Below are 26,847 nucleotides of genomic sequence, written 5' to 3'. Positions count from 1 at the left end.
AATTCAATCGGTATTGACACTTTCTGCGATGTCTTCAGAATCTCCCCCCAAATATCGCCAAAAATATTATCTGCCAGCGCCTTGGGTTCTGCCGCCCCCATCACTCTGACCAGACTTTGTAGATCGGCAAAGGCGATTTTTTTATCCACCACAAAATCGGATAGATGCTTAATGACTGCAGAGCATTCTTTATCTTTAGAAAGCAGAGTAATCACGTAAACATCCTTATTCCCCTTTCGCAGGTCATAGATCTGTTTTATGGTGTTGTGCACATCGGTTGAGTCGCCGTCAACAAAGGCTACGCAGCGATTATGATAATGCAAGCTGGGCTGTTGCTCCGAATTTAAAACCTCAATCATTGAAGCGAAAGCGACTTTACTCAAAGGACAAGGGTAATTAGTGTCAAATAAAAACATTGGCGACTTCCTGCAAAGATAATACTTTCATTTTGCGAAATACCAGGCCAAGGCTATCCAGAATAACCGTCCTCGTTGCTCATCGACGTCAGAGGTCAAACCCTGATTGGGGTTTACCGTTGTCTGCCTGGTTCTGAACTTAGCGTTACCGCTGATGATTGAAGTTGCGCCTGTCAGAACAAAAGCCCGCTAACCGCGCCCCGCATCAATCTGAGGCTTAAGTTACAGAAAAAGTTATCACACAGTTACTTATAACTACAAATGCGTTATTTATAGGTTTTAATGCTAATTTTTAATCATTTAACGTAATTTAATGTAGATAATGGCCACCCGACGTGAGTGACAGAAAGCGCTAAAGTCATTATCTTGCTTAACCTTACCGACAGCATTGCCGATATGCGACACGAAATTTCACCCTGCTTCTCGGATAAAACCATAGTGTTGACATGGATATATGTGTTGATTAAGGTGTATCTTCATTGCCGTTGGCAAAGTGCGAATGTTGCCCATGAGTACGGGGGAAGTGAAACACCTCCCCTCCCAGCAGGAAAGGCTCCAACGCAGACACCTGGCCTATCAGCTGATGTTAAGCATTATTATTTAGCTTTAGCATATAGAGTTCATTGAAGTTTCTGGCTCCATGCCTTTTGATCGCCTTGACCTTATATCCGCTGATGGTTTTTATCGATAGATTTAACATCTTGGCTATCTGGTATTGACTGTGGCCGTCCAGCAACAGTTTCAACACCAGGTACTCTTTTTGGGAAGACTTCAGAATATCGCCCCAAACATCGCCAAACACATTATCCGCCAATACCTTGGGTTTGGTCGCAATCATGTTTCGGATCAACCTATCCAGCTCGTCATAGGTGATTTTTTTATCCACCACGTAATCGGAAAGATGCCTGATGACAGAGGAGCAATCCTTACCTTTTGACAGCAACGTCACCATATAAACCACCTTGCTGCTCTTACGTAATTCATACACCGACTTGACTACGCTGTAAATATTAGCAGAGTCGCCATCAACAAAGGCGATTGATCCTTCGTTAAAATGCAAGGCAGGCGTTGGCCCACGCCTTAAGGATTCGACGATCGATTGAAAGGTTATTTTGCTTAAGGCACAGGAATAATTCGAATCTATTAGAATCATTGGAATACTTACCTCCTGGTAAAAATAATCCATCCATATTGGAACGTGCAGATTTTATGATCGCCAATAGCTGACGACCAAATATCGTCTTTAGTAGATATCCAGGTTCTAATACAATGGGCAGAGCAAACCACAATTAACTTCAGGCAGATTGATGCAAGCGCAGCATCCTTTTACTGAGCTTTATGCTCTTTTTGTTGGAAAAAAAAGCCTGTTACGACTGTAGCATTTGAGGTGATACATCACCCGTTCACACCATCGTTTCACCTTTTATCTACTTGTTCCATGCAAAGCAAACCAATTTCATCACCTTACCCTGGTATATCCATAATAATACCACACCCTTTACCACCCAGCTTTATCAGTATATTCTTATAAAAGAATTATCGTCAATCAATTTTATTTCTGATAATAACCCTAAAAAAAGTAATGGAGATCTTTCTTATATTTTATAATCGCTTATACCTGCATTTATTTGGCAACATCGCTAATTATAAGACAACGAGAGAAAATAAAGAGAAAAGTCCCATTTAAACCAGCCATGAACGGTCCTATCATAACGTCAAGGTATTCAGAAATGACCCAGCCATTAAATAACCATCAGAATACCTAACCGAATCAAAGCTTATTTTTAAGCTTTGATTTTTCTATTCATAAAAAGAACGGTTTCACTCGTTAATCGCTGACTATTGAGATCGTTATATATAAGATCCGCCAACCTTTCAGAGTCAATATACGCTGTTCTAAATTATACACTTGAACAACTTATAGCATAAAGGACGGATGGAGGGCCATTCATGCTCGCAAGGAGGCACCATGAGCAAGCACACCATTGCCATTTTAATCGCCGAGCGTGATCGCTTCTTTGCGCATGGACTTTCCCTCGGGCTAAAAGCATTCTGCCATTCACGGGAGGTGTCCTTGCAGCTGGTTAACAGGGATGACATCGCAACCAGCGGCGTGGATATTATTTTTCTAGGTAACAGTTCCGCCTGCCCTCCCTGGCTGTATGGGCTATACCAGCAAGGCTGCACCCCACACGTATTTTTCATCAGGGATCGGGAACGCAGTGGGCCTGTAGCCCACACTCCTTTGAATGAATGCGGTGCCGGCACGTTGTACCGCCATCAGCCGATACAGGCAATTGATGCCCTGCTCGACAACGTGTTATCTCCACAGGATGGAAAACGTTCGCCTTCGGTAGGAAAATGCCACTGTGCCTCGTCGCTGACATTCAGGGAAACAGAGGTGCTGAAGTATCTGGCAATCGGCATGAGCGGGCACGACACAGCCGGGTGTCTAGGCATCAAGGGCAAGACCGTCAACATCTATATGCGTAATGCCATGCGTAAACTGTGCGTCAAGAGCCATCAGGAGTTGTATCGGTGGATGGAACTGGGTGGTGCATCCCATCTGGCATGTCAGCCACCGAGTACTTGGGCAAAGCCGGTTAGAGGACTGTAAACGGCAGCAATACGGATAAAATCTATCGTTTGGGACTTCCTGTTGTCTTCTCTTATTAGCCACCGCGTTACTTCTTCCCGTGCCGCGACCGCCCCTTCATTTCTGATTTATTTGTGCGATGACAACCCCCGTTCGGCCATTAAATATCCAGTTTGCGTAGTGCTTCCAATTTTTGGCTGTGACAGCCCGTTGCCTGCTGGGCTAGTATAGCGGCTGAAAAAGATCCTGGCGGCCCGTGGCACATCAGCCTCGGATCTTGCCGATTTTGGCCTGGTTTTTATCCGCCGATCTCGTCATTACGCAGGCTTTGAGCAGCAAAGGTTTGCCAGCCTGTTTGCCGGTCATATATGCTCGATCCTTTGACCAACCGATTGATTTATTTGAGCAGCCTGTTTTTTTGCTCATCCTGAACGTTTTGGCAATTTTTAATGAGGCGACGTGATACCTAATGATGACAACAAAGATCACAATCAACTTTGAATTCAATGGATTGGAAACGGTAACGTTATGACTAATACCGCAATACTCGATTCGCACACCCCGATGATGCAGCAATACCTGCGCCTTAAGGCGCAGCATCCGGAGATCTTATTGTTTTATCGGATGGGGGATTTCTACGAGCTGTTCTATGACGATGCCAAACGTGCCTCTCAGCTGTTGGATATCTCACTGACCAAACGCGGTGCCTCAGCGGGTGAACCCATCCCAATGGCGGGGGTGCCCCATCATGCAGTGGAAAACTATCTCGCCAAGCTGGTACAGCTTGGCGAATCGGCCGCGATCTGCGAGCAGATTGGCGATCCGGCCACCAGCAAAGGCCCGGTAGAGCGTAAAGTGGTGCGCATCGTCACCCCAGGCACCATCACCGATGAAGCCCTGCTGCAAGAGCGCCAGGACAACCTGTTGGCGGCCATCTGGCAGGATGGCCGCGGCTTTGGCTACGCCACGCTGGATCTCAGCTCCGGCCGCTTCCGCGTTGCCCAGCCAGAAGATCTCGAAACCATGGCCGCCGAGCTGCAACGTACCAATCCAGCGGAACTGCTGTACCCGGAAAACTTCGAGCAGATGACCCTGATCGAACAGCGCCATGGCCTACGCCGTCGCCCGTTGTGGGAGTTTGAGCTGGATACCGCACGCCAGCAGTTGAACCTGCAGTTTGGCACCCGCGATCTGAGCGGCTTTGGCGTCGAGCAGGCCCATCAGGCGCTGCGTGCCGCGGGCTGCCTGCTGCAATATGTCAAAGATACCCAGCGTACCTCGCTGCCGCATATCCGTGGCCTCACCATGGAACGTCAGCAAGACGGCATCATTATGGATGCGGCTACCCGCCGTAACCTGGAAATCACCCAAAGCCTGTCCGGCGGCAGTGAAAATACCCTGGCCGCGATCCTGGATCGTACCGTGACCCCGATGGGTAGCCGCATGCTCAAGCGTTGGCTGCATATGCCCACCCGCGACGTTCAGGTGCTGAACAACCGCCAACAGGCCATTGCCGCATTGCAGCCAATCAGCAGCGACCTACAGCAGCCACTGCGCCAGGTTGGCGATCTGGAACGTATTCTTGCCCGTCTGGCACTGCGCACGGCTCGCCCACGCGATCTGGCTCGTATGCGCCACGCCTTCCAACAGTTGCCGGATATCCGCGCGCAACTGGAAAACGCCGCAGCGCCTCAGATGCAAAAACTGCTGTCACAAGTCGGCCAGTTTGATGAATTACAGGCACTGCTGGAGCGCGCCATTGTGGAGGCCCCGCCGGTGCTGGTCCGTGATGGCGGTGTGATTGCCCCGGGCTATAACGAAGAGCTGGATGAATGGCGGGCACTGGCCGACGGTGCCACCGATTACCTGGATCGTCTGGAGATCCGCGAGCGCGAAAAACTGGGCCTCGATACGCTGAAGGTCGGTTTCAACGGTGTGCATGGTTACTATATTCAGGTCAGCCGTGGCCAGAGCCATCTGGTGCCGATCCACTATGTACGCCGCCAAACGCTTAAGAATGCGGAACGCTACATCATTCCTGAACTGAAAGAGTATGAAGACAAGGTGCTGACCTCAAAAGGGAAAGCCTTGGCAATCGAAAAAGGGTTGTATGATGAGCTGTTCGATCTGCTGCTACCGCACCTTGAACAGCTACAACAGAGCGCTGGAGCACTGGCCGAGCTGGACGTCTTGGCCAACCTGGCAGAACGTGCAGAAACGCTGAACTACGCCTGCCCGACCATCAGCGAGCAGCCCGGCATCCGTATTATCGATGGCCGCCACCCGGTCGTGGAACAGGTGTTGAAAGAACCCTTTATTGCCAACCCGGTTTCCCTCTCGCCACAGCGCCGTATGTTGATCATTACCGGCCCGAATATGGGTGGTAAAAGTACCTATATGCGGCAAACGGCCCTGATCGTGCTGTTGGCCCATATCGGCAGCTATGTACCAGCAGCAAAAGCCACCATCGGGCCGGTGGATCGTATCTTCACCCGTGTGGGGGCAGCAGATGATTTGGCCTCTGGCCGCTCGACCTTTATGGTAGAGATGACCGAGACCGCCAATATCCTGCATAACGCCACGGAAAACAGCCTGGTGTTGATGGACGAGATTGGCCGTGGCACTTCTACCTACGACGGGCTATCTCTGGCTTGGGCCTGCGCCGAAAACCTGGCCAACCGCATCAAGGCCATGACGCTATTTGCCACCCATTACTTTGAGCTGACCACCTTGCCAGAGAAAATGGAAGGCGTGGTCAACGTGCATCTGGATGCGCTGGAGCACGGTGATACCATCGCCTTTATGCATAGCGTGCAAGATGGCGCTGCCAGCAAGAGCTACGGCTTGGCGGTAGCGGCACTGGCCGGTGTGCCGCGTGATGTGATCAAGCGTGCGCGCCAGAAGTTGCGTGAACTGGAAAGCCTCTCCAGTCAGACGGCGGCAGGCTCAGTGGATGCGACCCAGATGACGTTGCTGAACGAGGAAGTCTCACCAGCGGTTGAGGCGTTGGAAACGCTGGATCCGGATTCCCTATCACCACGCCAGGCGTTGGAGTGGATCTACCGGTTGAAAAGCCTGGTCTGAGGCTGTTTCGTTACGTAAACCTTAGCGCTTGTCCCCTCACCCTAACCCTCTCCCAAAGGGCGAGGGGACAGAACGTGCCATAATTTGACTCCCGCATCTGACCTTGACACGGGCGCAGCATGCAGCGCCCCTACGCAGGACAGCCCCTTTGGGTTGGGGTGAGTGGGATAGCAGGCATAAAAAAACGGTGAGCATCAACCATGCTCACCGTTTCTATTTTATCGCGTTAACGCGTTTATTCGCGGAACAGCGCCTCAATACTCAGGCCCTGCATTTGCAGAATTTCACGCAGGCGGCGTAAGCCTTCAACCTGGATCTGACGAACACGCTCACGTGTCAGGCCAATTTCACGGCCAACATCTTCCAGCGTAGCCGCTTCATAGCCTAACAGGCCGAAACGGCGAGCCAACACTTCACGCTGTTTGGCGTTCAATTCGAACAGCCATTTGACGATGCTCTGTTTCATATCATCGTCTTGCGTGGTGTCTTCAGGCCCGTTGTCTTTCTCGTCGGTCAGAATGTCCAACAGGGCTTTCTCTGAATCCCCGCCCAACGGCGTATCGACAGACGTGATACGTTCGTTCAGGCGCAGCATACGGCTGACATCATCAACCGGTTTGTCGAGTTGCTCCGCAATCTCTTCAGCGCTGGGTTCATGATCCAGTTTGTGAGAAAGCTCACGCGCGGTGCGCAAGTAAACATTCAGCTCTTTGACGATATGGATCGGCAAACGAATGGTACGGGTTTGGTTCATGATCGCCCGTTCAATCGTCTGGCGGATCCACCAGGTCGCATAGGTGGAAAAACGGAAACCGCGTTCTGGGTCAAACTTTTCCACCGCACGGATCAGACCAAGGTTACCCTCTTCGATCAGATCCAGCAGCGCCAGGCCGCGATTGCTATAACGGCGGGCAATTTTCACTACCAGCCTCAGGTTACTTTCTATCATGCGGCGGCGGGACGGCACGTCTCCGCGCAGTGCACGCCGCGCAAAATAAACTTCTTCCTCTGCGGTCAGCAGAGGGGAGTAACCGATTTCGCCCAGATAGAGCTGCGTTGCATCCAATACGCGTTGGGTAACACCTTGAGACAACAGTTCGTCTTCCGCCGAGTCATTTTCGCTGGTCTCTTCTTCTACCTGCGTTTTTTCATCAAATGACTCAGCCTCCATGGCGTTCTCATCGAAATCTGCATCGTCATGTAACTCGTTAACTTTCAGCGTATTTTGGCTCATAAAGCGGCTCCTACCCGTGATACCGCGAGCAGAATACAGCGCATTCTGCCCAATCTATCGCTGCGGAAGATAACGCAGCGGGTTTACGGATTTCCCCTTGTAACGAATCTCGAAATGCAAACGTACTGAACTGGTTCCGGTGCTTCCCATCGTTGCTATTTTCTGCCCCGCCTTAACTTCTTGTTGTTCCCGGACCAGCATGGTGTCGTTATGGGCGTAGGCACTCAAGTAATCATCGTTGTGTTTGATGATGATTAGATTACCGTAACCCCGTAAAGCGTTGCCTGCGTACACTACACGGCCATCGGCGGTAGCGACAATCGGCTGCCCACGGGAACCAGAGATATCGACGCCTTTGTTCCCACCTTCCGATGAGGAGAAGTTATCGATGATCTTACCGTCAGTTGGCCATTTCCAGCTGCTAACTGGGGCACTGTTGCTGACGGTGCTGCTCGCCGGTGGCGTAGCGGCTGGTGCGGTAACAGGGGCGGCGGCTGAGCCTGCCACAACGGCCCCTGCTGCAGGTAACATTTTACCTACATTCTGTTTACTCGAGTTATCAGAATACGCGTTCGTTGATTGAGAATCAACCGTTGCAGTTTGTATCTGAGCACTGGATGGTGGTTTTGACACAGTGCCATTTCCACCGGCCAACATCCCACCACTGCCGCTACCCGCACTGCCACCCAGTTGCAGGGTTTGGCCTACTTCCAGGCTGTACGGCTCTGGAATATTGTTGCGTTGGGCCAGGTCACGGAAATCGTTACCGGTGATCCAGGCAATGTAGAACAGCGTGTCACCACGCTTGACGTTATAGGTGTTACCACCGCTGTAGCTCCCTTTGGGGATCGCGTTATAGCTACGGTTGTAAACAATACGCCCCTGCGATGCGTTGTTACCACCGGCATTGGCATTAGCCGATGCAGCGGCTCCGCCACCGCCGACACTGCTGATAGGTGCCGAAGTAGAATTTTTATCAGAACAACCAACCAACCACACACTTAACATCGTACACACCGCAACTCGGCGTAAAGAACTCATTGGGCTTCCCGTGCTCATGCTTCCCCCATGACAGCAATATCAAAAAATAGCCTATACATCGTAGCCGAGCTTTAGCCTTCTCTCAGTCCCACAACGCAAGGTTTCCCCGGCCGATCCCTGAATATCAGAGGATCTCCCGCCAGGGAGCTAAAAAACCGTGGTGCCAATGCTAGCCACATTCGCACGATCACGCTATAAGACAACTACATAGTGGAACAATTCTGCTGGAAATTAATATTATTCCACCCATTTATTCGTCACTGGTTTGGCACAGGCTAAGCCAGCTCGCCCTTCACCAAAGGAACGAAACGCACCGCCTCAACAGTATTGATGGCAAACTCATCGCCCCGCCGCTGAATGCATTGCAGTACCTGAGCCTGTTCGCCCACTGGCAATACCAGAATGCCGCCGTCATCCAACTGTTGCATCAATGCCTGCGGGATCTCCTGCGGCGCAGCCGTCACGATGATCGCATCAAAAGGCCCGCGCGAGCCCCAACCTTGCCAACCGTCACCATGGCGGGTCGAAACATTGTGCAGATCAAGTTGCTTAAGGCGGCGCTTGGCCTGCCATTGCAGCCCTTTGATACGTTCAACCGAGCAGACATGCTGCACCATATGCGCCAGGATCGCGGTCTGATAACCCGAGCCGGTGCCAATTTCCAGCACGCGTGAAGTCGGCTGCAGGTTCAGCAACTCGGTCATGCGCGCCACGATATAGGGTTGAGAAATCGTCTGCCCCGAACCAATCGGCAGCGCCGTGTTCTCATAGGCTTTATGGGCAAAAGCCTCATCAACAAAACGCTCACGCGGTACGTTTTCGATTGCCTTGAGCAGCCGTTCGTCCCTGATCCCCTGCTGGCGCAGCTGTGCCAGCAGCGTTTGTATGCGTTTGTTCACCATTCCCCGCTAACCTCTGCTTTGGTTAACCATGTTGATAACACATCTTGCGCCCCGTAGGCGGTCAAATCCACCTGCAATGGCGTCACCGATACGTAGCCCTGCTCCACGGCGGCAAAGTCCGTATCTGGGCCAACATCGAATTTATCACCCGGCGGCCCAATCCAATACAGGGTCTGACCACGTGGATCCGGCTGGCTAAAGACTTTATCAGCAGGGTGCCGGCTACCGCAGCGGGTGACGCGTATCCCTTTAATCTCTGCCAGGGGTAAATCGGGCACGTTAATATTCAGAATTTTGCCAGTACGCAGCGGCTCGCGTTGCAAAGCATGCAAGATACGGCAGGTGATGGCCGCCGCTGTCTCATAGTGTTGATGGCCATTGAGCGATACGGCCAGCGCGGGTAGGCCTAAATGGCGGCCTTCCATCGCGGCAGCGACCGTGCCGGAATAGATTACGTCATCACCCAGATTGGGCCCGGCGTTGATACCAGATACCACGATATCTGGCGCTGGCCGCATCAACGCATTGACGCCAAGGTAGACGCAGTCTGTCGGAGTCCCCTGCTGTACCGCAATATCACCATTAGGTAATGTCAGCGTACGCAACGGCGCATCCAAAGTTAACGCATTGGAGGAGCCACTGCGGTTACGATCGGGGGCCACCACTTGCACTTCGGCAAACTGACGCAGCACAGCCGCCAGCATCTGGATGCCAGGGGCGCTCACGCCGTCATCATTACTCAGGAGTATTCTCATGTTGCAGTTAAACGACTTTCTTGCAGATAGCGATAACACACAGGCCTTGGCTGTTCTTGCTATATGATTCTGTTTTTAATGATATTTTCAATAGTAAGCCCAACCTGTCGTAGTAGCCATTCTGACTAGCGTAGTACAGCGAGGCCAACCTCGCTGCCATTGATAGCATTGGCCAACACGGCCTGCACTGCGCTCTACTATACAATTCAACAGGCACTAAATCACCCCTAACCCGTGGCAAACAGGGCTGGAGGGGCGAAGGCTAGCTATCTGGGGGCGGTTTTCGCTATTCCAACTATTGGGTAGATGGTGTGTAGATAGATCGGGGCGTTGCCTGCGCCCCTGCAAACTGTTATTCAGAAATCTCCGCGTCACTGCCTGCCAATTGCATAATTTCACGCACCACGCTGGTGGCAAAACTACCGGCCGGTAACCAGAAGCGCAGTTCCACAGTGACGTCATCCCACCAGGTCCACTGGAGATTTTGCGGCTGTAGTAACAAAGCCCGGCGTGCAGGATCTACGCGCTCGCGCTTTAACAAGCTCATTAATTCCGGCTGTTGCACCAGACAACTTTGTTCGAACTCCAGCGCTTCCCCAGCAGTACCCGGCTCACCATCTCCCGGCAACGGCGCGGTGATCATCAGTTCACCCGCATCCAAACGCTGTTGCAGATCTGGGAGTTCTTCCGCTTTGGCAACAAACCAGCTACCACGCCCGGCAAGCTGCAACGCATCCCCTTCCAGCACCGTTTGCTGCTGTTGGTTAGCCAGACGCTGGCTGGCGATCAGGTTGAACAACGCGCTGCGGCTGGCAGACAGGTAGAAGCTGCGTTTGCTACGTTCCTTCACGCGGATCTCATCGTTGGCCCAGCGGCGCGCCATCGTCAGGTTATTGCCGCCACGGCCAAAGCGTTGGCTGCCAAAGTAGTTCGGCACACCGCCTGCCGCAATGGCCTCTAAACGTTGTTCTACTTCCTGGCGATCGCTGATTTGGCGAAGCACCAGGGTGAATTCGTTCCCCTTCAGCGTGCCGATGCGCAGCTTACGCAAGTGGCGAGCGGCCTGTAACACTTCACAGCCTTCCAACGCAAACTGGCTAAGGTCGGGTGATTCTTTGCCCGGCAGATGCAGACAGAACCACTGCTCGGTCACGGCATGACGATCTTTCAAACCGGCATAGCTGACCGAACGGGCATGAATACCGGCAAATTTTGCCAGATAATCGGCCACGAACTGGGTGTTACAGCCGTTCTTGCGGATGTTCACCAACAGGTGCTCACCTTCGCCGTCTGGCGTGAAGCCCAGATCCTCAACCACTACAAAGTCTTCCGGGTTGGCTTTCAGCACGCCGGTCGCCGCAGGCTTGCCGTGCAGCCAGGTCAGATTGGCCATGTCCATCGGTTATTCCTTGATCAACAGGGCAACCGCTTCGCAGGCAATCCCTTCGCCACGGCCGGTAAAGCCCAGCTGTTCGGTGGTGGTCGCTTTGACGTTCACGTCATCCATATGGCATTGCAGATCTTCCGCCAGGAAGATGCGCATCTGAGGAATGTGTGGTGCCATCTTCGGTGCCTGCGCAATGATGGTGACATCCAGATTCCCCAGACGATAGCCCTTGGCACGAATGCGTTTCCAGGCTTCGCGCAGCAGTTCGCGGCTGTCCGCCCCTTTAAAGGCCGGATCGGTGTCCGGGAACAGTTTGCCGATATCGCCCAACGCCGCCGCCCCTAGCAAGGCATCGGTAGCCGCATGCAGCGCCACATCGCCGTCGGAGTGAGCCAGCAGTCCTTTTTCATAAGGAATGCGAACACCGCCGATCACCAACGGCCCTTCGCCGCCAAATTTATGGACATCAAAACCGTGACCGATACGCATGATGCGCTCCTTTAGTTGTTCAACTGAGTCAAATAGAACGCCGCCAGCGCCAAATCCTCTGGCCGCGTCACTTTAATATTGTCCGAACGCCCCGTTACCAGCAGCGGATGGTAGCCGCAATGCTCCAGCGCCGAGGCCTCGTCGGTAACATCCGCCCCTTCATCCAGGGCGCGTTGCAGGCAGATCTTGAGCAGTTCCAGTGGGAACAGCTGTGGCGTCAACGCATGCCACAGATCCTGGCGCTCAACGGTGTGCGCAATGACGTTTTGGCCTACTTGCGCCCGCTTCATGGTATCACGCACCGGCGCGGCAAGAATGCCTCCGACCTTGGTGTGTGCCGTGATGGCCAGCAAACGCTCCAGATCGTCAGGATGCAGGCAAGGGCGGGCGGCGTCGTGTACCAGCACCCAATGCGCGTTGCCTGCCAATTGCAGCCCGGCCAGCACCGAGTCGGCGCGCTGTTGCCCACCTTCGGCGACTAGCACTCGTGGATCCTGAGCTATCGGTAGCGTTTTAAACTGTTGGTCTTCAGGACTGATTGCCACGATCACCTGGTTAATACGCGGATGGCGCAACAAAGCGTGGATGGCGTGTTCCAGAATGGTTTGGTGACCGATGGTTAAATACTGCTTCGGGCAATCCGCCTGCATACGGCTGCCAATACCGGCAGCGGGCAGGACGGCGATCACCTGAGGGGAGGAGCCTACGGATGAATTCATGCGTTACTTCGGTGGGTTGTTCTGTGTGGCAGATGCCGCGTTGCGCCCGGAAGGTTCAGGAACCAGACGATAGAAAGTCTCACCGGGCTTGATCATGCCCAGTTCATTACGTGCACGTTCTTCTATCGCTTCCTGACCGCCGTTCAGGTCGTCAATTTCGGCAAACAGCTGATCGTTACGCGCTTTTAGTTTGGCATTGTTGCTCTGCTGAGCCACAACGTCATCATTGACCCGTACATAATCGTGAATACCATTCTTCCCCAGCCACAGTGAATACTGTAACCAGCCAAGCAGCGCCAGCAATAACAGCGTCAGTTTTCCCATCTCCGCCCCCTAAAAAAAGCGCTTAATCATCCCACAACTTTCCATTCGACTCCACAGCAGGAGCGGCTTTTCAGCGGCGACAGTCGAGCAAAACGAGAATTTCCTGAGTTTAGCAGCCAATTGTCACCTGAAAGCTAAGGGGCGCAGCATGCTGCGCCCCTACAATGTGCACACATCAGTACCACCCAAGTCAGTATGCAGTAAGAATAACTGGATGGATGGTCTTTTCACCGACATTTCAGCCAACTTTTAAATAATTATTCATATTTTACACTATTAGTATTTTCATCATCAGGTAGGGGTTGTGTTTTTATTCATGTAAGTTTATTTTTATGCATCTAAAGTGCATAAATAAATCCAATGTATAACCTTTACACAACTTATCGGGGATCGACCATGTTAAAACGTCTCGTGCTGATTGGCGCCTGCCTGGCGGCCACTTTTTCCGCCTCTTCCTTTGCCGCAGAACCGACGTATGTGGTCGGCTCCGGCGGTACCTATCGCCCGTTTGAATTCGAAAACAGCAATAAAGAGCTGGAAGGCTTCGATATCGATGTGATCAAGGCCGTCGCCAAAGCGGAAGGTTTCCAGGTGAAACTGGTGAATACGCCGTGGGAAGGCATCTTTGCTACCCTGAACTCCGGCGACCGTGACATCATCATTTCCGGCATTACCATTACCGACAAGCGCAAGCAGATGGTCGACTTCTCTGCGCCATACTTCCCGGCCGAGCAGGCTATCGTGGTGCCGAAAGACTCTAAAGTTGATTCCATCGACGCACTGAAAAACCTGAAAGTGGGCGTAGTGAACTCCAGCACCGGCGACATCGTGGTTTCCGACGTATTGGGTAAAAACAGCACCGCCATCAAGCGCTTTGATAACACCCCATTACTGCTGCAAGAGCTGTATGAAGACGGCATTGGCGCAGCGGTCGGCGACGTTGGCGTGGCCAAGTTTTACATCAAGACCCACCCGGACAAAGAGTTCAAACTGGTCTCTGACAGCAAGTTTGAGCGCCAGTATTTCGGCATCGCGGTGGCCAAAGGCAACGATGAGCTGCGTAACAAGATCAACAGCGGCCTGAAGAAGATCGTCGCCGATGGCACCTACGCCAAAATCTACCAGACCTGGTTCGACAGCAACGTCCCTACGCTGCCAGCGGAATAAACCAGCGCCGGAGCTGGGTGTATGTAGGGGCTCTGCATGCTGAGCCCGTCATCCATAAATAACATGCAAGTTCGCACTACCACCGTAAGGATTAAATTTTGTCAGCATTCCGTTGGGAGATCATTGAGGAATACGCTCCGTTGTTTATGGAGGGTGCCTGGATGACCATCAAATGTACCATCATCTGCGTGATCCTGGGCACCACCTGGGGACTGATCCTCGGGTTAGGCCGCCTGGCTCAGGCTCCGCATGGCATCTGGAAACCGATCCTGCACTATTGCGTGCAATGGCCGGTGCGTATCTACATCAGCGCCTTCCGGGGCACGCCGCTGTTTGTGCAAATCATGGTGGTTCACTTCGCGCTGGTGCCGCTGTTTATCAACCCGCGCGACGGCCTGCTGGTCAGCAACGGGTTGATGAGCGTCGACTTCGCCCGCGCATTACGTTCCGATTACGGTGCCTTCCTGTCGTGCGTGGTCGCTATCACGCTCAATGCCGGTGCTTACGTCTCGGAGATCTTCCGTGCCGGTATTCAGTCGATCGATCGCGGCCAAATGGAGGCTTCACGCTCGTTGGGGATGGGCTACGGCAAAACCATGCGTAAGGTGATCCTGCCGCAGGCCTTTCGCCGCATGCTGCCACCGCTCGGCAATAACGCCATCGCCATCGTCAAGGATTCTTCCCTGGCCTCCGCTATCGGTCTGGCAGATCTGGCCTATGCCGCGCGTACCGTTTCCGGCGCATACGCCACCTACTGGGAACCCTATCTGACGATTTCAGTGATCTATTGGGTCATCACCTTCCTGCTCTCGCTGATGGTGCAACACATGGAAAAAAGGTTCGGTAAAAGTGATTCGCGTACATAATCTGCAAAAACAATTTGGCGAAAGCCACGTGCTGCGCGGTATCTCCTGCCAGATCGCGCCAAAAGAAGTAGTGTGCATTATCGGCCCCTCCGGTTCTGGTAAAAGCACCTTCCTACGCTGTATCAACGCGCTGGAGACGCTCTCCGGCGGCGAGATCGACGTCAATGGCTTCGCCATTCACGACCAGAAGACCGATCTGAACAAAATGCGTGAAAGCGTGGGCATGGTTTTCCAACGTTTTAACCTGTTCCCGCATATGACGGTGTTGGAAAACATCATCATGGCGCCGATGGGAGTGAAAAAACTGTCGCGCAGCGAGGCCATTGAGCGTGCCGAGGTACTACTGAATAAAGTGGGCCTGCTGGACAAGATCGATGCCTATCCGAGCAGCCTGTCCGGTGGGCAGCAACAGCGTGTCGCCATTGCCCGTGCACTGGCGATGGAGCCGCAAATCATGCTGTTTGATGAGCCTACCTCGGCGCTGGATCCGGAGTTGGTCGGTGAAGTGTTGGCGGTAATGAAAGCGCTGGCCCTGGAAGGCATGACGATGGTGGTAGTTACCCATGAAATGGGCTTTGCCCGCGAAGTGGCCGACCGGGTGCTGTTTATCGATCAGGGGATTATTCAGGAAGAAGGCACTCCGGAGCACATCTTCACTAACCCGACCAACCCGCGCACGCAGGCATTCTTAAGCAAAGTTTTGTAACCTTCCGCACGGTTTAGACATCTATCGGCGTCTGGCTCCCCTCACCCCAGCCCTCTCCCAAAGGGCTAGTGTGTAGGGGCGCCGCATGCTGCGCCCGCCGCTTCCCGTTAAGGGCGTCTCTACCAACCACTCAGAAAGCTGAACACCAACCAGAACAGGCAGATGACGGCGACACCGGTCAGCAACAGCGTGAGGATCAGACGCCCACGCAGCACCATGCTGAAGACGATGCCTACCAGGACTGATGCCGGCATTAAAGCCAGGAAAAACGGCCAGGTATAGAGAAGGAAAAACAGGGTGTTAGAGCCGTAAACCATAAAAGGTACGGTGAATGCCAGCCAGTAGAAAACGAAACCGCTGGTTGCCCCCAGAAACGAATAAGAGGGCTCCTCGGGCTCGAGCTGCGTATCAATCAATAAGGGTGTAGCGTTTTGCATAGCGTTACCTGGTTGATACCCAATGGATCCACATGGGCATGAGGCTCGCTCTGCGGCGGGCTTAGGCTAAAAAGCGCATGGCTGACCACGCCACACGCCTTTATCGAATTCAGGGTTTGATAATAGCCTTACCACGCAGCACGTCTAACAATTGCTCAGTCAAATTTGTTACCAATTGTTCACCATCAAGCCGTATATCTGGCCGTTCCGGTGCCTCATAAACCGAGTCAATACCGGTGAAATTACGCAGTTCACCCGCACGGGCCTTCTTGTACAATCCTTTTGGATCGCGAGCCTCGCAAATTGCCAACGGGGTATCGACAAACACTTCGATGAACTGCCCCTCGGCCAGCATTTCCCGCACCATCTGCCGCTCAATACGATGCGGTGAGATAAATGCCGTCAACACCACCAGCCCGGCATCCACCATCAGCTTGGCGACTTCACCGACCCGGCGAATATTCTCGCGCCGATCGTCGTCAGAAAACCCCAGATCGCGGCACAGGCCGTGGCGCACATTGTCACCATCCAACAGGTAGGTGCTGACCCCCAGTTGATGTAGAGCCTGCTCCAGTGCGCCAGCCACGGTCGATTTCCCGGAGCCAGACAGGCCGGTAAACCACAGCACCACGCCCTGATGGCCGTTGGCCGTTTCGCGCTCCGCACGCGTTACCGCATGCGGGTGCCATACCACGTTTTCATCCTTCGCTAACTCAGCCTCGGCCACGTTAATTCCCCTTGAGCAAGTCACGCGCACCCCAGTGTGGGAAATGCTTGCGTACCAAGGCGTTCAGCTCCAGTTCAAAGGCACTGAAATCCCCCGCCGCTGCCGGATTATCCTGCTGCAGGGCCTCGCGGATCAACCCTGCACCAACCGTGACGTTAGTTAAACGATCGATAAAGATCAGGCCACCGGTATCATGATTCTGTTGATAGCTGTCGAGCACCAACGGTTCGTCGAAGGTCAGTTCCACCAGCCCGATACCGTTTAATGGCAACACGTCGGCCTGATGCTGCGCCAGCGAGTTGATTTCCACCTGATGGCGGATGCTCTCAATGCGGGCGCGGGTTTTCTTGCCAGCCACCTTGATGTCATAGCTCTGGCCAGGCAACAACGGCTGCTCCGCCATCCATACCACGTCTGCCAAGGCGCTTTGCGTCGCCTGTAGGGTTTCGCTGGCGTCTACCAGCAGGTCACCCCGGCTGATGTCGACTTCGTCTTTCAGTACCAGCGTAATTGCTTCACCCGGCCCGGCCTCTGGCAGATCGCCATCGAAGGTCACGATGCGTGCCACGGTGGACTCAACGCCGGATGGCAGCACCTTGATGCGCTGGCCCACGCGAACCACACCGGCAGACAACGTCCCTGCATAACCACGGAAGTCGAGATTCGGGCGGTTGACGTATTGCACCGGGAAGCGCAGCGGCTGGTGTTCACGTTCACTGATAACATCCACCGTTTCCAACACTTCCAGCAGCGTTGGGCCGCTGTACCAAGGCATCTGTGCGCTCTGGCTGGCAACGTTGTCACCATCCAGCGCCGACAACGGCACAAATTTGATCTCCAGGTCATTGGGCAGTTGCTGGGCGAAGGTCAGATAATCTTCTTTGAACTGTTCAAACACCGCCTGACTGTAATCCACCAGATCCATTTTGTTCACCGCGACCACCAGATGGCGAATGCCGAGCAGCGTGGCGATAAAACTATGACGACGGGTCTGATCCAGCACACCCTTGCGTGCATCGATCAGCAGGATCGCCAGATCGCAAGTCGACGCACCGGTAGCCATATTGCGGGTGTACTGCTCATGTCCCGGCGTGTCGGCAATGATGAACTTGCGCTTTTCGGTCGAGAAATAGCGGTAGGCCACATCGATGGTAATGCCCTGTTCGCGCTCCGCTTGCAGACCATCCACCAGCAAGGCCAGATCGAGCTTCTCCCCTTGGGTACCGATGCGTTTGCTGTCGGTATGCAAGGTAGACAGCTGATCTTCGTAGATCTGGCGGGTATCGTGCAGCAAACGGCCGATCAGGGTACTTTTGCCGTCGTCCACGCTGCCACAGGTCAGAAACCGTAGCAGGCTCTTGTGCTGCTGCGCGTGCAGGTAAGCCTCTACCCCGCCCTGTTCAGCGATTTGTTGTGCAATAACGTTGTTCATTCCGGCGGCTCCTTAGAAATACCCTTGGCGCTTTTTCAGCTCCATCGAACCGGACTGATCGCGGTCGATCATGCGGCCCTGACGCTCACTGGTGGTGGAGACCAGCATTTCCTCGATGATCTCCGGCAGCGTCTGCGCAGAAGAATCCACCGCACCGGTCAACGGCCAGCAGCCGAGGGTACGGAAGCGCACCATACGCTGGCTGATCACTTCGCCCGGTTGCAGATCGATACGATCGTCATCCACCATCATCAACATGCCGTCACGTTCTACCACCGGGCGCGGTTTGGCCAGATAAAGCGGAACGATGTCGATCTTCTCCAGGAAGATGTATTGCCAAATATCCAGTTCGGTCCAGTTTGACAGCGGGAACACGCGGATGCTCTCGCCCTTGTTAATCTGGCCGTTATAGTTGTGCCACAGCTCCGGGCGCTGGTTTTTCGGATCCCAGCGGTGGAAGCGATCGCGGAACGAGTAGATCCGCTCTTTGGCGCGGGATTTCTCTTCATCGCGACGCGCGCCACCAAAGGCCGCGTCAAAACCGTACTTGTTCAGCGCTTGCTTGAGGCCTTCGGTTTTCATGATATCGGTATGCTTGGCGCTGCCGTGGACGAACGGGTTAATGCCCATTGCCACCCCTTCCGGGTTTTTGTGGGTCAGCAGCTCGAAACCGTACTCTTTGGCGGTACGATCGCGGAATTGATACATTTCGCGGAATTTCCAGCCGGTATCCACATGCAGCAGCGGGAACGGCAGCGTGCCCGGGTAGAACGCCTTGCGTGCCAGATGCAGCATCACCGAGGAGTCTTTACCGATGGAATAGAGCATCACCGGATTGCCGAATTCGGCGGCCACTTCACGGATAATATGGATGCTCTCCGCCTCCAATTGCCGCAAATGGGTGAGTCGTTTTTGGTCCATAACAGATCCTTAAGCCAAATTCACGACGGCCGGGCGCGCTGCCACTGCCGTCTGCGATTGATGCCCAAACCAGGCGATTTGATGATGTAATTCCACCACTTCACCGATCACCAGCAGCGCCGGTAACGGTGCCTGCCGAGTTAATTGTTCCAGCTGTTGCAGGGTGCCGGTCTGCACCTGTTGATCGGCCCGCGTCCCCCGGCTGATCACCGCTACTGGTGTCTCGGCGTCACGACCATAGGCGATCAGGTTACGGCTGATATCCGCCGCCTTCATGGTGCCCATGTAGATCGCCAATGTTTGACGCGCCCGCGCCAGAGCGGGCCAATCCAGGCCGTCTTCATCGTCACGACAATGGCCGGTAATAAAGGTGACGCTCTGCGCGTGATCGCGATGCGTCAGTGGAATACCGGCATAGGCCGTAGCCCCAGCAGCGGCGGTCACACCCGGCACCACCTGGAAAGGGATCCCGGCAGCGGCGGCCACCTGTAACTCTTCGCCACCCCGGCCAAAGATAAAGGGATCGCCGCCTTTTAACCGCACTACCCGTTTCCCCTGCTGCGCCAGTTCCACCAGCAGCCGATTGGTCTCTTCCTGGATCACCGAGTGCGCACCGGCGCGTTTGCCCACGCAGATACGTTCAGCGTCGCGACGCACCAAATCCAGCGTCTCTTCGCTCACCAGGTGATCGTAAAGCACCACGTCGGCCTGCTGCATAACCTGCAACCCGCGTAAGGTTAACAAGCCGACATCGCCCGGGCCTGCCCCGACCAGCGCGATCTCACCTTGCTTACCCTCATCACCCTGCGCAAAAGCCGTTAAATCCTGCTCCAACTGCTGTTGTGCCTGCTCTGCCTGCCCATTCGCCACCAGCGTAGCAAAGCGGCCATTGAACGCCTGCTCCCAGAAACGCCGTCTGGCCCCCATGGAAGCCAGCTGTTGTTTCACTTTGCCACGCAACCCACCAGCCAGTGCCGCCATCGGCCCCAAACTGGTAGGCAGCAGGGCTTCCAGCTTCTCACGCAGCATCCGCGCCAATACCGGTGCCTGGCCGCTGGATGACACGGCCACCACCAACGGTGAGCGATCGATAATCGACGGGAAGATAAAGGAGCAGCGCGGTTGATCGTCCACCACGTTAGCCAGCACGTGGCGCTTATCCGCTTCGGCATAGACCTCGGCGTTCAGCGCGCTATCGTCGGTAGCGGCAATCACCAGAAAGACGTCGTCCAACTGTTGCGGCACAAAGCTTTGCGCTAGCCAGCCAACTTGCCCTTGCTGATGTTGCTGTTCCAGCTCAGTTGAGAGCGCCTGCGCCACGATCCGCACTTCGGCCCCTGCACGTAGCAGAAGGTCGACTTTGCGTGCAGCCACTTCGCCGCCGCCCACCACCAGCACCGGGCGTTGTTTCAGGTCGGCAAATATTGGTAGATAGTCCACAACGGCCTTTTCATATAACAAATTGATAGGGTGACTATACGGCGTGCGATTTGCCCCCTGAAATGACGAAAAGGCATGAGATGTTCTTAAATGGAATAAGGCAGGCTGAGCCGAGGTCTAACGAAAGGAAGCGTTAGCAACGAAGATGAGATTGATGACAAAGTGACAATGTTGCCAAATTTGTAGGGAGCGAACATGTTCGCCGCCTAAACGTAATTAGTCGCGGTGTGCATCTCAGACAAAAATAGGACGCGAAGAAATTGTCTTATCGCCCGTAGCGTCCCATACTGACTACCGTAAAAATAATCGGCATCACCGCTGTTAAAGAAGGATTTTTCGGTATGTTTTCCCGCTTGTGCCTGAGAGCTGGGCTGTTGTTAGTCGCTCTCGGCAGTGCTGTAAGCGTTTCGGCCGCTACCAAACCCGTAAAAGACGCCCCGATGGGCCAGTTCGCCGCCAGCCAGATACGTCACATTGCCACCTACTTCCCCGGCCGCATGGCGGGCAGCCCGGCAGAACTATTGGCCGCCGATTATCTGAAACAACAGTTTACCGAAATGGGCTACCCGGCTGACACCCGTACCTTTGACGCCCGTTATCTCTACACCAACAAAGACGGCAGTGAAAATTGGCGCAAAATCAGCGTCAGTTCGGTGATTGCCACCAAAAAAGGTGAACGCCCCCAGCAGGTGATCATCATGGCGCACTTCGATACCTATACCCCGCTTAGCGACCATGAGGTGGACAACAATCTCGGTGGCCTGACGCTGCAAGGGGTCGACGACAACGCCTCTGGCGTGGGCGTGATGCTGGAGTTGGCCAACCGGCTGAAAAACATCCCTACCACCTATAGCCTGCGTTTTGTGGCCATGAGCGGTGAAGAACTCAAATCGGTGGGGGCGAAAAATTACCTCGGCCGTATGACGCAGGATGAACGCAACAACACGCTGCTGGTGATTAACCTCGACAGCCTGATCACCGGCGATCGCCTCTATTTCCATTCAGGACGCAACACCGAGCCGGAGGTGATAGCCAGATCTCGCGATCGGGCGCTGAATATCGCCCACCGTTATGGTATCGAAGCGGCCATCAATCCAGGTAGCAAAGGGTTCCCCAAAGGCACCGGCTGCTGTTCCGATCAGATTATCTTTGATGAGGCCAAAATTCCGGTGATGGCGGTAGAGGCTACCAACTGGTCGCTGGGGGATAAGGACGGCTATCAGCAGCGTATCGTCAGCCCGAGCTTCCCGCAGGGGATCACCTGGCATCGTCCGCAATTCGACAATCTGCAATACCTGGAAACCCATCTGCCAGGGCGGATTGATAAACGCAGCCGTGACAGCGTACGGATCCTGTTACCGCTGGTGAAAGAGCTGGTGCAGGCGCATCCAGCCCCAGAGCCGAAGAAGAAAAAGAAGAAATAATCCAGATTAATGGCAAAGTGACAACGTTGCCGAGTGGGTTGGTGACGAATATATTCGACCGTAGGGGCGCCGCATGCTGCGCCCATTTGTGAGTTACAGCCCCTCTCCCAATGTACAGACAGCGAACCTAATGAACGCTGATTTAGGGAGAGGGAGTTGGTTCAGAGCCGCTGTCAGCCATCACCCTTCGTGCAAGCCACACTCGCGCTTCAGACCGAAGAAGCGGGTCTCCTCTTCGCTCATGCCCTCTTCCCATTTACGGGTAGTGTGGGTATCGCCCACCGACAGGTAGCCCTGATCCCACAGCGGGTGGTAGCTCAGCCCATGTTCGGTCAGATACTGATAAATCTGGCGGTTATCCCAGTCGATAATCGGCAGGATCTTGAACACCCCACGCTGCACCGCCAGCACTGGCAGGTTGGCACGGCTGCCCGATTGCTCACGACGCAGGCCAGCAAACCAGGTTTGGGCCCCCAGCGTTTCCAGCGCGCGGTTCATCGGCTCAACCTTGTTGATCTGGTTGTACTGCTCAATCCCCTCAACGCCCTGCTCCCACAGCTTGCCGTAGCGCGCCTCTTGCCAGGCCGGTGAATGCTCGGCGCGGAATACCTGTAGGTTCAGGTTCAGCTGGTCGGCCAGTTGATCGATAAACTGGTAGGTTTCCGGGAACAGATAGCCGGTATCGGTCAGGATCACCGGGATATCCGGCTTGATGCGCGTGACCAGATGCAGACACACCGCCGCCTGAATACCAAAGCTGGAGGAAAGCACAAATTCCCCCGGCAGATGTTCCAGCGCCCAGGCGACTCTGTCTTGCGCCGAAAGCTGTTCCAGCTGGCCGTTAACGACCGCCAATGCCAGCGCCTGCCCGGATTTTGGTAACGCGTTCAGCGCCGCCAGATCCCATTCAGCCATGATGCGATCTCCTGAAAATGAAGAGTTTACCCATTCCCCTCACCCTAACCCTACCCCTCTCCCAAAGGGAGAGGGGATCGAATGTGCCTAAGCTCAGCACCAAAGAGAGAGGAAAGTCAGAAAGTTATTCCCAGAAATCCTGCGCAGGATCCAACACCGGCCGAATAATGCCGGTGCGAACGGTGAAATCGCCAAAGCCTTCGCCAGCGTTACGCTCCGTTGCCCAGCGGCCTACCAGTTGATCGATAGTTTGCAGGATTTCCTCTTCGTTAATGTTTTCCCGATACATGCGGGGAATGCGCGTCCCTTCACGGTTACCACCCAGATGCAGGTTGTAGCGACCAATCGCTTTACCTACCAGGCCAATCTCCGCCAACAGCGCCCGGCCACAGCCGTTCGGGCAACCGGTGATACGCAGCACCACATGCTCATCACCCACGCCATGCTGATGCATGATGCCCTCGACCTTGGTCACAAACTCCGGCAGGAAGCGTTCGGCCTCCGCCATCGCCAGCGGGCAAGTTGGATAGGACACGCAGGCCATTGAGTTCTTGCGCTGCTCGCTGATACCGTCGTCGATCAGACCATGTTGGCGCGCCAGAGCTTCGATCCTGGCCTTTTCACTTTCCGGTACCCCGGCGACGATCAGGTTCTGGTTAGCCGTTAAGCGGAAATCACCCTGGTGGATCTTGGCGATCTCGGCCACACCGGTTTTCAGCGGACGGCCTGGGTAATCCAGCAGACGGCCGTTTTCAATAAACAGCGTCAGGTGCCAGTGGTTATCGACCCCTTTAACCCAGCCGATGCGATCGCCACGGCCGGTAAACTCGTACGGACGCACCGGCGCAAAGGTGATACCGGCACGCTTTTCGACTTCGGCGCGGAAAGTATCTACTCCTACCCGCTCCAGCGTATATTTAGTTTTCGCGTTCTTACGGTCGGTACGGTTGCCCCAATCGCGCTGGGTCGTCACTACCGCTTCTGCGACGGCCAACGTGTGCTCCAACGGAATATAGCCAAACTCACTCGCCGTACGCGCATAGGTTTTCTTGTTGCCGTGCTCGATGGACAGACCGCCACCCACCAGCAGGTTAAAGCCCACCAGTTTGCCGTGCTCGGCAATCGCCACAAAGTTCATGTCATTGGCGTGCAGATCCACATCGTTCTGCGGTGGGATCACCACCGTAGTTTTAAACTTGCGTGGCAGGTAAGTGGCTCCCAGGATCGGCTCTTCGTCCGTGGTCGCGACTTTTTCTTTATCCAGCCACACTTCGGCATAGGCACGGGTACGCGGCAGCAAGTGCTCGGAGATTTTCTTCGCCCATTCGTACGCCTCCTGATGCAGTTCCGACTCCACCGGGTTCGAGGTGCAGAGTACGTTACGGTTCACGTCGTTGGCGGTCGCCAGCGCATCCAGCCCCAGGCGGTTCAGCAACTGGTGCACCGGTTTCACGTTGCCTTTGACGATGCCGTGAAACTGGAACGTCTGGCGGTTGGTGATACGAATGCTGCCGTACAGCGTGCTTTCGGCGGCAAATTTGTCGATGCCCAGCCACTGCTGCGGAGAAATAATCCCCCCCGGTAGACGGCAGCGCAGCATCATGGCGTGGCGCGGCTCGAGCTTTTGCTCTGCACGTTCGGCACGAATATCGCGATCGTCCTGCTGATACATGCCGTGGAAACGGATCAGCAAGAAGTTATCGCCGGTAAAACCGCCGGTGAGACCGTCCTGTAAATCTTCGGCAATGGTTCCGCGCAGGAAATTACTCTCTTTCTTCAGACGCTCGGCATCGGCCAGTTTGCCTTCAACCACCAGAGGCCCGGGGTGTTTATCACTCATCAGTAAACGTCTCGCTGATAACGGCGCTCAAGGCGCAGCTCGCTTAAGAATTCGTCTGCCAGCTCGGTATCCATACCACCGTGCTCGGCCACCAGTGCTAACAATGTATTTTCAACGTCTTTCGCCATGCGGTTGGCGTCGCCACAGACATAGATGTGTGCGCCTTGCTGGATCCAGTTCCAGACTTCCGCTCCGTGCTCGCGCAGCTTGTCCTGCACGTAAACTTTATGTTGTTGATCCCGTGACCAGGCCAGATCGATGCGGGTCAGCAGGCCATCCTTCACATAGCGCTGCCATTCAACCTGGTACAGGAAGTCTTCGGTAAAGTGCGGATTGCCGAAGAACAGCCAGTTTTTTCCCCCGGCACCGTCGGCTTCGCGCTGCTGCATAAAGGCGCGGAACGGGGCAATGCCGGTACCCGGGCCGATCATGATCACCGGCGTTTCCGGGTTGGCCGGCAAACGGAAGTTGTCGTTATGTTCGATAAATACCCGCAGTTCACCTTCTTCTTCCAGACGATCGGCCAGGAAGCTGGAGGCACCGCCGGCACGGCTGCGGCCATCAATGTCGTAGCGCACCACACCAACGGTGATATGCACTTCGCTGTCATTTTCCGCCTGAGAAGAGGCAATGGAGTACAGGCGCGGCGTCAGCGGGCGCAGCAGGCTGAGTAACTGCTCTGCGCTGAGATCGGCAGGAGCCTGGCGTACCATGTCCACAATCGGGATGTTTTGGGCGTAGTGTTGCAGTTTAGGCTTATCGGCCAGCAGGCCAATCAGTTGTTCGTCCCGTGACAGCCCGGCATATTTTTCCACAATCAGCGTGGTATTTTGCGTCAGTTCAAAGTGGCTGCGCAGGGCATCGCGCAACGGCAGGGTTTGCCCTTCAACCTCAACGGGCTCATCGCCTTTCAGCCACAGCAGTTGCACCAACTCATCCACCAGCGCCGGATCGTTGTCAAACCACACGCCGAGCGCATCACCCGGTTGATAGCGCAGGCCGGAATCGCCTAAATCAATTTCGATATGGCGCACATCTTTATCGGAAGCACGGCCGGTGATCTTTTGCTTGGCCGCCAGTTGGGCGGTCAGCGGCTGTTCTTTGCTGTAAGGGCTGCTATCAATCAGATCGACCGCACCGCTGGCCAGTGCCGCCGGTGCGCTGTTTTCCACAGGCGCTCGCGACTTCAGAACTTCCACCACCTGCTTGCGCCAGGCTACGGCCAGTTCCTGATAATCCACATCGGCATCGATGCGCTCCACCAGGCGTTCTGCGCCCAGTTCCGCCAGCTTGCCATCAAAGTCTTTGCCGGACTGGCAGAAATTCTCATAAGAGCTATCCCCCAGGCCAAACACCGCAAAGGCGGTTTCAGTGAGCTTAGGCGCTTTTTTCGAATGCAGGAATTTATGCAGCGCGACGGCCTCTTCCGCTGGCTCGCCTTCGCCTTGGGTAGAAGCGACCACCACCAGCAGACGTTCCTGGGCGATTTGCTTGAACTTGTAGTCACCGGCATTCACCAAGGTCACGCTCAGCTTGGCCGCCAGCAGATCGTCACGGAGCTGTTCGGCCAGACGACGAGCATTGCCGGTCTGAGAGGCAGAAATCAGGGTAATGCTGGCCGCAGGAGCCGCGGCAACCGGTGCCGAGGCCACGCTTCCCGGCTGCTGATTAACCATGCCCCAGAAGTAACCGGACAACCACGCCAGCTGCGTTGGGGAATACCCACCGATGACGGCCTGTAAACTCGAGAGCTGTTCGGGTGTCAGCGGGAGCAAAGATGTTGGAGGAACCTGAGTCGTCATCGCGGTACGGATATCCTATGCTTAGCCAGTGTCAGTCGCTGTAATTGTTATTGTGTGATGTCCTGAAAAGACCAGGAGAGTTTGTAAGGTTACCGAGCGTAATTGCAACGATTAAATAAGGGATAGCAATAATTAATAACCAAAACGACTAAGCAGTTTTCCTGGTAAGGGATAGCGACTAAACCGTTAGAAGGTTATTTTTAATTTATTGATAGTTAATGGG

General features: G+C 54.5%; 24 protein-coding genes. 6 read left to right on the top strand and 18 right to left on the bottom strand.

The window, feature by feature from the left end:
• Together U869_RS29185 and U869_RS0104125 are read right to left on the bottom strand one after the other, a co-directional pair.
• Positions 1-416 (bottom strand): hypothetical protein (locus U869_RS29185; RefSeq protein WP_037408757.1); only part of this gene is annotated, 416 nt, incomplete at its 3' end.
• A gap of 586 nt (positions 417-1,002) precedes the next feature.
• Entirely contained in the window at positions 1,003-1,569 is a 567-nt protein-coding gene (locus U869_RS0104125) for a LuxR C-terminal-related transcriptional regulator (RefSeq protein ID WP_025122011.1), read from the bottom strand.
• A gap of 816 nt (positions 1,570-2,385) precedes the next feature.
• On the opposite strand from U869_RS0104125, the gene U869_RS0104120 reads away from it, so the two are divergent.
• Both U869_RS0104120 and mutS read left to right on the top strand, forming a co-directional pair.
• Positions 2,386-3,033 carry a LuxR C-terminal-related transcriptional regulator gene (locus U869_RS0104120; RefSeq protein WP_025122012.1) on the top strand — a complete coding sequence of 216 codons (648 nt, stop codon included), beginning with the start codon at positions 2,386-2,388 and terminating at the stop codon, positions 3,031-3,033.
• A gap of 507 nt (positions 3,034-3,540) precedes the next feature.
• A complete protein-coding gene (mutS, locus tag U869_RS0104110) occupies positions 3,541-6,096 on the top strand; it encodes a DNA mismatch repair protein MutS (RefSeq protein ID WP_025122013.1) in 2,556 nt (851 codons plus the stop codon).
• A 235-nt stretch (positions 6,097-6,331) separates the two neighbouring features.
• On the opposite strand, the gene rpoS is transcribed toward mutS, so the two are convergent.
• The 8 genes from rpoS to ftsB all read right to left on the bottom strand — a co-directional run bounded on the left by rpoS (position 6,332) and on the right by ftsB (position 12,947).
• Positions 6,332-7,330: an RNA polymerase sigma factor RpoS gene (gene rpoS, locus U869_RS0104105; RefSeq protein WP_025122014.1), complete on the bottom strand. Its 999-nt coding sequence runs from the start codon at positions 7,328-7,330 to the stop codon at positions 6,332-6,334.
• 54 nt (positions 7,331-7,384) lie between these two features.
• A complete protein-coding gene (gene nlpD, locus U869_RS0104100) occupies positions 7,385-8,371 on the bottom strand; it encodes a murein hydrolase activator NlpD (protein WP_025122015.1) in 987 nt (328 codons plus the stop codon).
• A gap of 275 nt (positions 8,372-8,646) precedes the next feature.
• The gene (locus tag U869_RS0104095; RefSeq protein WP_025122016.1) at positions 8,647-9,273 is read right to left on the bottom strand and encodes a protein-L-isoaspartate(D-aspartate) O-methyltransferase; all 627 of its coding nucleotides are present in this window, start codon (positions 9,271-9,273) and stop codon (positions 8,647-8,649) included.
• On the bottom strand, positions 9,267-10,028 hold the full coding sequence (gene surE, locus U869_RS0104090) for a 5'/3'-nucleotidase SurE (RefSeq protein WP_025122017.1): 762 nt from the start codon (positions 10,026-10,028) through the stop codon (positions 9,267-9,269). The genes U869_RS0104095 and surE overlap by 7 nt, the downstream gene beginning before the upstream one ends.
• Positions 10,029-10,380: 352 nt before the next feature.
• A complete protein-coding gene (truD, locus tag U869_RS0104085; protein ID WP_025122018.1) occupies positions 10,381-11,427 on the bottom strand; it encodes a tRNA pseudouridine(13) synthase TruD in 1,047 nt (348 codons plus the stop codon).
• Between the two features lie 3 nt (positions 11,428-11,430).
• Positions 11,431-11,904: a 2-C-methyl-D-erythritol 2,4-cyclodiphosphate synthase gene (ispF, locus tag U869_RS0104080; RefSeq protein ID WP_021179414.1), complete on the bottom strand. Its 474-nt coding sequence runs from the start codon at positions 11,902-11,904 to the stop codon at positions 11,431-11,433.
• A gap of 11 nt (positions 11,905-11,915) precedes the next feature.
• Positions 11,916-12,623 carry a 2-C-methyl-D-erythritol 4-phosphate cytidylyltransferase gene (ispD, locus tag U869_RS0104075; protein WP_025122019.1) on the bottom strand — a complete coding sequence of 236 codons (708 nt, stop codon included), beginning with the start codon at positions 12,621-12,623 and terminating at the stop codon, positions 11,916-11,918.
• Positions 12,624-12,626: 3 nt separating this feature from the next.
• Positions 12,627-12,947, bottom strand: a complete 321-nt coding sequence (ftsB, locus tag U869_RS0104070) for a cell division protein FtsB (RefSeq protein ID WP_024531004.1) — start codon at positions 12,945-12,947, stop codon at positions 12,627-12,629.
• Positions 12,948-13,343: 396 nt separating this feature from the next.
• Between ftsB and U869_RS0104065 the strand changes: the two genes are divergently transcribed.
• The 3 genes from U869_RS0104065 to U869_RS0104055 all read left to right on the top strand — a co-directional run bounded on the left by U869_RS0104065 (position 13,344) and on the right by U869_RS0104055 (position 15,686).
• Positions 13,344-14,114, top strand: coding sequence for a basic amino acid ABC transporter substrate-binding protein (locus tag U869_RS0104065; protein WP_025122020.1), 771 nt, complete (start codon positions 13,344-13,346; stop codon positions 14,112-14,114).
• A 98-nt stretch (positions 14,115-14,212) separates the two neighbouring features.
• Entirely contained in the window at positions 14,213-14,980 is a 768-nt protein-coding gene (locus tag U869_RS0104060; protein WP_025122021.1) for an amino acid ABC transporter permease, read from the top strand.
• Positions 14,964-15,686, top strand: coding sequence for an amino acid ABC transporter ATP-binding protein (locus tag U869_RS0104055; protein WP_025122022.1), 723 nt, complete (start codon positions 14,964-14,966; stop codon positions 15,684-15,686). Before U869_RS0104060 ends, U869_RS0104055 begins: the two co-directional genes overlap by 17 nt.
• Positions 15,687-15,805: 119 nt before the next feature.
• Here the strand turns inward: U869_RS0104055 and U869_RS0104050 are convergent, their stop codons facing one another.
• From U869_RS0104050 to cysG, 5 genes are all read right to left on the bottom strand, one after another.
• Positions 15,806-16,123, bottom strand: a complete 318-nt coding sequence (locus U869_RS0104050) for a DUF3561 family protein (protein WP_025122023.1) — start codon at positions 16,121-16,123, stop codon at positions 15,806-15,808.
• Positions 16,124-16,232: 109 nt separating this feature from the next.
• Positions 16,233-16,856 carry an adenylyl-sulfate kinase gene (gene cysC, locus U869_RS0104045; RefSeq protein ID WP_029987911.1) on the bottom strand — a complete coding sequence of 208 codons (624 nt, stop codon included), beginning with the start codon at positions 16,854-16,856 and terminating at the stop codon, positions 16,233-16,235.
• A complete protein-coding gene (cysN, locus tag U869_RS0104040; RefSeq protein WP_025122025.1) occupies positions 16,852-18,282 on the bottom strand; it encodes a sulfate adenylyltransferase subunit CysN in 1,431 nt (476 codons plus the stop codon). The genes cysC and cysN overlap by 5 nt, the downstream gene beginning before the upstream one ends.
• 12 nt (positions 18,283-18,294) lie before the next feature.
• Positions 18,295-19,203 (bottom strand): sulfate adenylyltransferase subunit CysD, encoded by a 909-nt coding sequence (gene cysD, locus U869_RS0104035; protein ID WP_025122026.1) that lies wholly within the window; start codon positions 19,201-19,203, stop codon positions 18,295-18,297.
• A gap of 9 nt (positions 19,204-19,212) precedes the next feature.
• Positions 19,213-20,643 (bottom strand): siroheme synthase CysG, encoded by a 1,431-nt coding sequence (gene cysG / locus U869_RS0104030; protein WP_025122027.1) that lies wholly within the window; start codon positions 20,641-20,643, stop codon positions 19,213-19,215.
• 341 nt (positions 20,644-20,984) lie between these two features.
• Here cysG and U869_RS0104025 point away from each other — a divergent pair, with 341 nt between their 5' ends.
• Positions 20,985-22,067, top strand: coding sequence for an aminopeptidase (locus tag U869_RS0104025; protein ID WP_025122028.1), 1,083 nt, complete (start codon positions 20,985-20,987; stop codon positions 22,065-22,067).
• Positions 22,068-22,247: 180 nt separating this feature from the next.
• Here the strand turns inward: U869_RS0104025 and cysH are convergent, their stop codons facing one another.
• From cysH to cysJ, 3 genes are all read right to left on the bottom strand, one after another.
• Positions 22,248-22,982 (bottom strand): phosphoadenosine phosphosulfate reductase, encoded by a 735-nt coding sequence (gene cysH / locus U869_RS0104020; protein ID WP_025122029.1) that lies wholly within the window; start codon positions 22,980-22,982, stop codon positions 22,248-22,250.
• A gap of 124 nt (positions 22,983-23,106) precedes the next feature.
• Positions 23,107-24,822, bottom strand: coding sequence for an assimilatory sulfite reductase (NADPH) hemoprotein subunit (gene cysI, locus U869_RS0104015; protein WP_025122030.1), 1,716 nt, complete (start codon positions 24,820-24,822; stop codon positions 23,107-23,109).
• Positions 24,822-26,624, bottom strand: coding sequence for an NADPH-dependent assimilatory sulfite reductase flavoprotein subunit (cysJ, locus tag U869_RS0104010; protein WP_025122031.1), 1,803 nt, complete (start codon positions 26,622-26,624; stop codon positions 24,822-24,824). The genes cysI and cysJ overlap by 1 nt, the downstream gene beginning before the upstream one ends.
• Positions 26,625-26,847 lie beyond the last annotated feature (223 nt).

This window comes from Serratia sp. H1w, from assembly GCF_000633355.1.
In the GTDB taxonomy this organism is placed as follows: domain Bacteria; phylum Pseudomonadota; class Gammaproteobacteria; order Enterobacterales; family Enterobacteriaceae; genus Chania.
The sequence above is the reverse complement of the archived record's forward strand: the minus strand, read 5'-3'. Positions and strand labels throughout refer to the sequence as shown.